Below are 8,364 nucleotides of genomic sequence, written 5' to 3'. Positions count from 1 at the left end.
TAGAGGCAAAAAACGATATCATTCAATTTTCACCAAATACCACTAAAAATCCAAATTATTTGCACTTGTTCAAAACCGCTATCAGGAAAAATATTGATTTTCGAAAAAATACTGCGGAATGTAGGCTACTGGATGACCATGCGCCAAAACTGTCATGTCCAGGTTTACGCACTGTATTGCATTTTTAAGTCATGAATGACTACATTTGAACAGCCAGACAGGTAAACTCTTTTTTCATGCTCCCTACACTTGTTGCTTGCTGCATACATTTTACTTAAAGATCCCCAACTACCATCAATTAAAAAATTTGAAATTTCAATATCAGTAATACCATTACAGTTAATTATATTTTGAGTTGCAAAATTAGAGCCAGGATCGTCACAATAGATTACTGTCGCACCAATCCCATTTCCTTTAAGAGCTACTTCTGATTTCATGATTATGGGTGAACTTATGTGAAATGTAGTTGATTCAAGCTGTACAGTATCTCCTGAATTCGCTGATTGTATGGCAGCGTTAATAACATTCTGGTCGTCTGAGCCTGTAAGATTAAAGGAAGTTCCTGGATCTACATTAATAATTGCACCTGAACAATTTTCAGAAGAAAAACATATAAATAAAAGTAGAGAAATTATAAGGTTTTTAGGTTCCATACTGATCACTAATCTTCATATAATTTTACTCTTTTATATTTTTTATTTTCACCGCCTTTTTATTATCAAAGTTAAAAGACAGGTTTCAAAATTAGTTACAGTCGTCTATCATTATGTTGTTGATGTTTTCATGATTAATTTTTCAGTGCTAGAAATGTCTTATGTTTTGTGCATCAAGCATGCCATTAACCTTGCTGAATTGCAATTTTTTCTTGTGAAGCTAATAAAGAAATAGATGAAAAACTTTAATATACATCCTAAAAGTTTTTCATCGAATATGTTCAAAAAGAAAGAGTACATATTAGTTCTCTTTCTTTTTTCTGTATCTCTTTACATCTTAATTCTTCTTCTATCTCAGTGTATTTATTTATTAGTTTGTAATATTCAATTGCAAACGAAAATTTGAATGACCTAAAAACTTCATTAATTGCAGTTTCTTCATACTTGTTTTTAGGAGTCATTTTCTTATCATGATCTTTGCAACATGTCTCACAAAAACAAACTTCACCTTTATCATGATCCATCTTCTTACCAGCCCATTGATGGATCATCTTGGAATCGGGAGTTTTATCTTTGTCTTTATATAATAGTCTATAGCTAACTTTTTCATTTGCAACGATATCAATATCTAAAAACTCAGTCGGATATTCACTTACTTTTTTACGATCCTTAACTTCTAATCTTCCAAATGATTGAGCAGTATCACAAAAAGCTAATAAAAAGGCCATCGGAAAAGATTCAAATGAGATCCAAGTTGACCCATCTTTACTTAAACCTTTTTCCCTCAAACCCTTGTAAACTTCAGGATTATGCAGCGAAATCGCAAGAGCAGCATATAGGCTCTCATTATAGTTTTTATATGGTACTTCTCTCGAGGCATGGATTAGTAAAAGAGCACTTAAAACTCCATGATCATGAAGACTAATCATTGCATTTAAGTAATTTTGAAGCAATAAACATGTATTTGTGCCATACTTACTAGAGAAAAATTTTAATAAATCACATATATGCTGTGAAAACGAATTCTCATTGGTTAATAATTTTTCCCAATCGAATTTAACCTTAAAAGGATAACCTAAAAGATTTAAGAAAAAATTTTCTAGTTCTTGATCAAGTTTTTGTAATATATACGCAAAATCATGATAAAAAGCTGTCAAAAACCATATTCTTAAGACATCAGCATCAGAAATCTCATACAATTTTTTATCCTTTTCACAGTCCTTTTCATACTGGGTTTTGTTATTTCTCAATATCCAATTCATACTTTCACTGATACTCGATTTAAAATTATCAATACCCAATTCATTTATAATTATATACCCAGTAACAAAAACATGAAATTGATGCATAAAATGGTCTCTATACCTATCCAATCCTGAAAGTAGTAATTCTTCATGCTTTTTGAATTGATCTAGGTTATATTCAAAATAGTGAGTTATTTCTTCATTCAAGCCAAGTTTAGTACCAATTCCCTTTACATAATGGATAACCCTTCTCAAAATTTCTTCATATCCAACATATTCATTTCTTTTTAATACTAAAAATAAGTGTAAAGTTGATTGGTATATTTGATAATTAGTAGGGTGAACAGGTTTACCTGAAATTGGTTTTTTTGTTGAATCTAACTGTTCCACTTTGTCTTTTGGACCTGGAAACTTCATTTTTTTCAGATTTTCTAACAAACAAGCACCATTGAAAAGAGAGTCATAAGAGTTTTCTTGAAATAATTTTTTTGAGGACTTTATAAGTTTAACTAATAAAGGAATATAACTTTGTACAGCTTTGAATTTAGGATCATTTTCGGTATACTTATAATGATAATGATCCAGGTTACATCCACAGTCTAAGTTATCAAGAAACCTTCTTTCTTCTGGAGTAGGTTCACATTTCTTATAATTTTCAGCTTTTAAGACACCAATCGTATTGTTTTTTTCATCCACTAATGGAAAACCTAGTAACAGCTGACAAGGTTGTGCGGCTATGCTTTTATTTCGATTTGAAAAAGCAACACTTGAATGTTCTTCAATTTCTTTGTGGCAGTTATAAATTTGTCTTGGATGCTTATCTCTAACCAAGTAGGCCGTCAGACCCTCACCTAAAATTACTTCATTTTTATTTAATTCTTTAAAAAGCACATACTTAGCTGGTCTGTTTTCATAATTTATATTCCAGCCTTCGACATCATCTTTTTTTGCTATATCTATAAACTTCAAAATATCTATAGATTTTAGAATATCATCATCAAAATATGAATCGTAATTAACAGTTAATTTATCATTACTAGCTGAATTAACTTCATTATCTAACTCATGACGTTTAAAGTATAATTCATAACGTCTTAAGTATGGTGGAAGTATTAGTTCATCTTTTTCTTTCTGCTCAAATTCTTGTTCATTTTTTCTCACTTTTTCAGCAATGTATTTAGATCTGATGATCTTTATTCTTTGTGTTAAACAACATGATTTTTCATAGTCATCCATTTCTTCATTTATTAAGTATAAATAACAGGTATCAGTACCAAGTATTTCTCTAAAAAGTTCAAGAAACTCATGAATAGTAGACTTTATTTTGCTCACATTATTTCCATCTGCTTTATCCATCATTGCCTCTCCTTCTAAAAAGGACTATATTTATATTCTCCATCTTATAAATTCCATTTCTTTTAATTGACTCAGTTACCACTTTTTCAAAGACATATATATTACTTTCGTAAAAATTTCAATTAATAATAAAATATTTTTATAATATTTTTTATTAGTCATACAATCGATATATTCAACCATTTTTTATGATGTCTGTATATACTAATTCCCCCTAACTATTCAGCCTATATAAAACAGAATCAATAACTATCTTTATAAAGATTCAATACGCAAATATCTATAAATCGATTTTCTTGACCTGTTAGCGATTGACTTCGTTTCTTTCTTTTTCATATGTTGTTTCTCTTATTCCTCGTATTCACTAGAATCAATATTATCAGACATGTTTTGATAGGCTGAATAGTTACAATATATTTAATAAATTATTTTACGTATAACATAAATTTATTCAATTTTTACTCAATTGTTATCCTACCCAACACAAACTAAAAGTTGTATGAAAGTTAACGACTAATTATTGACATGATGGAGACAAAAAATGAAACGTTTTAGAAAATCAAAGCTCACAAAACTGCAAGCAAAACCAGATATATCATATACTTTAATAAGGCTGCCTCAATCTGAATTGAATCACGTTGGAGAAACTGGATATATATTCAAAATTGAATACAACCGGCAAGCCTTTATACATAATTTCCCTCGATGAAGAATTTTATGGGAAGATTAATGTTATACAACCCAAAGAAATATCTGACCTTGAAGCAAAAGTTGAACAGATGGAAAAAACTCTATGCGTTCTAAGAATCAGAAAAAAGAACAAAATAAGTGGGCCCGCTGGAATTCGAATCCAGGACCTCCGCCGTGTGAAAGCTTTATTTCAGCTGTAAGTCCTGAAATTCAATTTTGTAAATATCATTGAGATTTCATGATCTTATTTTTACTCTTATCCTCTTTAATCCATTCTCCTGAACAAATATTCCCAGATTAAGGGAATATAAAGTCAAAAGTTATGAAAAGATTTAAAGGTTATCAATAAGTAATCTGTATTATTATATTTATTATGTTGAAAGAGAATGAAAGATAAGAAGGGGAAAATCAATGAAGAATAAGGGGAAGTTGTATTCGATACATTTATTTTCAATATTCTTTGTTTTCGTTTTTTTAATTTCCGTCTCATCTACGACACTGGCCGTTTCTACAGAAGGTGTAGAAAGCAAACTTACTATAACTGAAACTCAGATCACTACAAATAAGTCATTTCAGGATTCTCCTGCAATTCATGGCAACAGAATAGTATGGTCTGACAATCGTAATGGAGACTGGGATATTTACATGTACGATCTCTCTACTTCCAAAGAGACTAAAATCACCACCAATAACTCGGATAAGTACTCTCCTGCTATCTATGGTAATAGGATCGTTTGGCTGGATACCCGTCGGAGTGGAAACTGTGATATCTACATGTACGATATATCCACTTCCACAGAAACTTATATATCTAGCGCATCGTGGTGTCCTCCTGCAATCTACGGAGACAGAATAGTATGGCAGAATGACTCTCTTTTTGAATCAGGGATCTGTATGTATAATATCTCTACGTCCAAGATAATCCAGATCACAAACAGCTCACTGGCATCTACTCCTAGTATTTACGGTGATAGAATTGTTTGGATTGATATGCGCACTGGTGACTACAATATCTACATGAAAAATATCTCCACATCTAAGGAAGTTCAGATAACTACAAGTCGAACTGATAAAAAAGAATCAGCCATCTATGGTGATAGAATAGCGTGGAAGGAATATCGCAATGGGAATTGGAATATCTACATGTATAATCTCTCCACTTCTACTGAAACGCAGGTTACTACCAATAGGTCGCTTAAGTATGATAGTATTATTTCCAATGAAGACTTTGCTATCTATGACGATAGAATTGTTTGGAAAGATGATCGTGATGAAGATGAAAAGTATGATATCTACATGTACAACCTTTCAACTTCAAAGGAGGTTCAGATCACAACCAACAAATCAAATCAGATAAAACCCGATATCTTCGGCGATAGAATAGTGTGGGCAGATAATCGTAATGATAATTACGACCAGAGTACTAGAAATTATGATATCTATATGGCCACTATTTCAAACATCCCATTTGCTTCTTTCTCTGCAATTCCAACCTCTGGAATTGCACCATTGGAAGTTAGTTTTACTGATAATAGTACTGGATTATTCACTTCACGGAAATGGGATTTTGGAGATGGAATATCCTCTGTAGAAGAGAACCCTGTTCACATATACAATGAAGCAGGAAAATATGTTGTTAACTTAACAGTAAGTAACGGAAAAGACACTTCCTCAAGAACTCTAAAAATCGATGTGCAGGAAGCTGTAGCTCCTCCCAAAGTATATTTTAAAACAAATGTTACAAGTGGCTATGTTCCTTTTCCTGTTATGTTTACTGACCTTTCACAAAATGCAACAACAAGGGTATGGGATTTCAATAATGATAGTATAGTTGACTCTACAGAAAAAAATCCAGTTTATGTATATACAGTTCCAGGGACCTATACTGTTAACTTGACAGTAAGCAACACGAAAGGTGTTGCCTCAAAACAAACTAATGTAATAGCATCTCCTGCACAATGCGTAGATGGTCAATTAATTCTTACGGAAAGTCGGATTACCACTAATGAATCAATGCAAGCAAATCCTGATATTTATGGTGATAAAATTGTCTGGATGGATTGGCGTAGTGGATTAGATATTTACACGTATAATCTCTCTACTTTCAAAGAAACCCAAGTTATGAGCTATCTTGATTCAACCAAAGGAGATCCTCATATATATCGTGATAAAGTAGTGTATATAGATATGCGTAGTGGAAGAAATATCTACATGTACGACCTCTCTACTTCCAAAGAGACTCGAATCACAACTAATAACTCAGATCAGTACGGTCCTGATATCTACGGTGATAAGATAGTATGGGAAGACTATCGAAATGGAAATTGTGATATCTATATGTATAATCTTTCCACTTCCACGGAAACTCAGATCACTAATAATAAATCATCGCAGCAGCCTGCTATCTATGGGGACAGGATAGTTTGGCAGGACACTCGTAATGGAGAAAGCTGGGATAAGCATGGTAACCTCATTTCTTACTGGAATATCTACATGTATAATCTCTCCACTTATACTGAGACTCAAATTACTACGAGTGGATTAGCGCAGCACCCGGATATCTATGGTGACAGGATAGTATGGATGGATAAACGTAACGGAAATTGGGACATCTACATGTACGACCTTTCTACTTCCAAGGAAACCCAAATAACTAACAATGAATTAATTCAGCGATATCCCTCTATTTTTGGTAATAGAATAGTATGGGAGAGTTATCATGAAGATAATGAGGCGGAAGTTATTGAGCCCGATAATTACAATATCTATATGTTTGACATCTCCAGATTCAAAGAAACGAAAATAACCACAGTTGAATCTTATAAAGCTAGTCCTGCTATTTACGATGATAAAATAGTATGGACAGACTATCGTAACGAAAATCCCGATATCTACATGTGCACTATTTCGGAAAGAGAACTGGAATCAAAACTACCTGCAGCAAACTTTACAGTAAATCAGACAGGTGGATGCTCACCCCTTACAGTTCTCTTTACTGATACTTCAAAAAACTCAACATCTAGGAGTTGGGATGTTAACAGCGATGGAATCGAAGACTCAGATAAATCAAGCTTTGTTTATGTGTATGGTTCTGCAGGAACTTACGCGGCTAAACTGACTGCAATCAATGCAAATGGTACTGATACAAAAACTGCTCAGATAATTGTAGACAGAAAGAGCAGTGGTGGAACAGGTGGTGGCGGAGGAGGCAGTGTGTCTCCAGAACCTACAAAGAATATTGAAGTAAAGGAACTCTGCAAGGTTTTCATCACAAACGGCAATCCTATAAAGTTTGATTTCACAAATAATGCAACCTGTGTTGTATCTGTGAGCTTCGATGCTAAGAAGACCGTTGGAAAGACCACAACCATTGTTGAACAGTTAAAAAACAAATCCACGCTTACCTTTAACCTGACCGAAGGAGAGGTCTACAAGTACTTCAATGTCTGGATAGGAAACAGCGGGTTTGCAAGCTCAGATAACATAGAAAATCCCGCTATCTGTTTCAAAGTTGAAAAGTCTTGGATTCAAGATAATAAGATAAATCAGGCTTCTGTCCTACTAAACCGTTACAGCAACAAAACATGGGAACAACTAAAAGTCAACCTTTCAGGGGAAGACAGTGAGTACCTGTACTTTACAGCCAATGTTTCAGGGTATTCTTTCTTTGCAATTACAGGGAAACCATGTGCCTCTCCTGAAGAAACTGTAACTGAAATACAGTCTGACGATTTAGATAACTCTAAAAATAAGGTAAATCTAGGGTCAAAAATTAATACGGAACCCGAAGAGGAAAGGAAAACAGGCATTCCAGGTTTTGATATGGTTTATGGAATAGCCGGTTTGCTTGTCGTGTTCCTATATAGAAGGAGATAAAGCAGGTTAACTAGCAAAGTGATTGATCAAATCTGGTAAACAATGTGGATATACTGCTTGCCAGATTTAAAACTATTTTTTGACAAAAATTTTTCTGCAGTTCTGCTGAGTCAAAGTTTAAACATGGACCGCTAATATAATCCGAAAATTCGTCCTAGAAACAAGAGTTAAAGCACTATATAAGGAGACTCATAATGCCTCTAAATCAAAAAACAAGAATAATTAAGTGGGCCCGCTGGAATTCGAATCCAGGACCTCCGCCGTGTGAAGGCGACGTCATAACCGTCTAGACCACGAGCCCATATTGTTTTTGAAATCTAAAAAGGAATAAGCACCATAAAATAGAACTTCTTATGTATAAGCTTATCGCTTGTTAACGATGTTAGGGGCTGCCCCGATGCATTATGAAATTGTTAGGAGTTACGCAGTTGGCTCCTAGCATATTGTTTTTTCCAAACTTTCAAATATTTGAATTAATTTAACGTGTATTGGGGATTCCTTAAGTATTCTGTCACTGCCACTCTTCTAATTTTCATAGCACTTTC

At 33.5% G+C, this 8,364-nt stretch carries 4 protein-coding genes and 1 tRNA gene; 2 read left to right on the top strand and 3 right to left on the bottom strand.

The genetic code is table 11. The features are described from left to right. On the top strand, window positions 1-188 hold a 188-nt coding region (locus A9239_RS19900), incomplete at its 5' end, for a hypothetical protein (RefSeq protein ID WP_218104573.1). On the opposite strand, the gene A9239_RS18925 is transcribed toward A9239_RS19900, so the two are convergent. Beyond that, window positions 165-653, bottom strand: coding sequence for a glycosyl hydrolase family 28-related protein (locus tag A9239_RS18925; protein ID WP_048154368.1), 489 nt, complete (start codon window positions 651-653; stop codon window positions 165-167). The two genes, A9239_RS19900 and A9239_RS18925, sit on opposite strands and share 24 nt — an antisense overlap. Window positions 654-934: 281 nt before the next feature. Continuing rightward, a complete protein-coding gene (locus A9239_RS07690) occupies window positions 935-3,256 on the bottom strand; it encodes a hypothetical protein (protein WP_141706404.1) in 2,322 nt (773 codons plus the stop codon). Between the two features lie 1,098 nt (window positions 3,257-4,354). On the opposite strand from A9239_RS07690, the gene A9239_RS07680 reads away from it, so the two are divergent. After that, the gene (locus A9239_RS07680) at window positions 4,355-7,819 is read left to right on the top strand and encodes a PGF-pre-PGF domain-containing protein (RefSeq protein WP_048154376.1); all 3,465 of its coding nucleotides are present in this window, start codon (window positions 4,355-4,357) and stop codon (window positions 7,817-7,819) included. Between the two features lie 227 nt (window positions 7,820-8,046). On the opposite strand, the gene A9239_RS07675 is transcribed toward A9239_RS07680, so the two are convergent. Beyond that, window positions 8,047-8,120: transfer RNA gene (locus A9239_RS07675), tRNA-Val, on the bottom strand. Window positions 8,121-8,364: the final 244 nt, after the last annotated feature.

Source organism: Methanosarcina sp. A14 (assembly GCF_001729375.1).
In the GTDB taxonomy this organism is placed as follows: Archaea; Halobacteriota; Methanosarcinia; order Methanosarcinales; family Methanosarcinaceae; genus Methanosarcina; species Methanosarcina barkeri.
The sequence above is the reverse complement of the archived record's forward strand: the minus strand, read 5'-3'. Positions and strand labels throughout refer to the sequence as shown.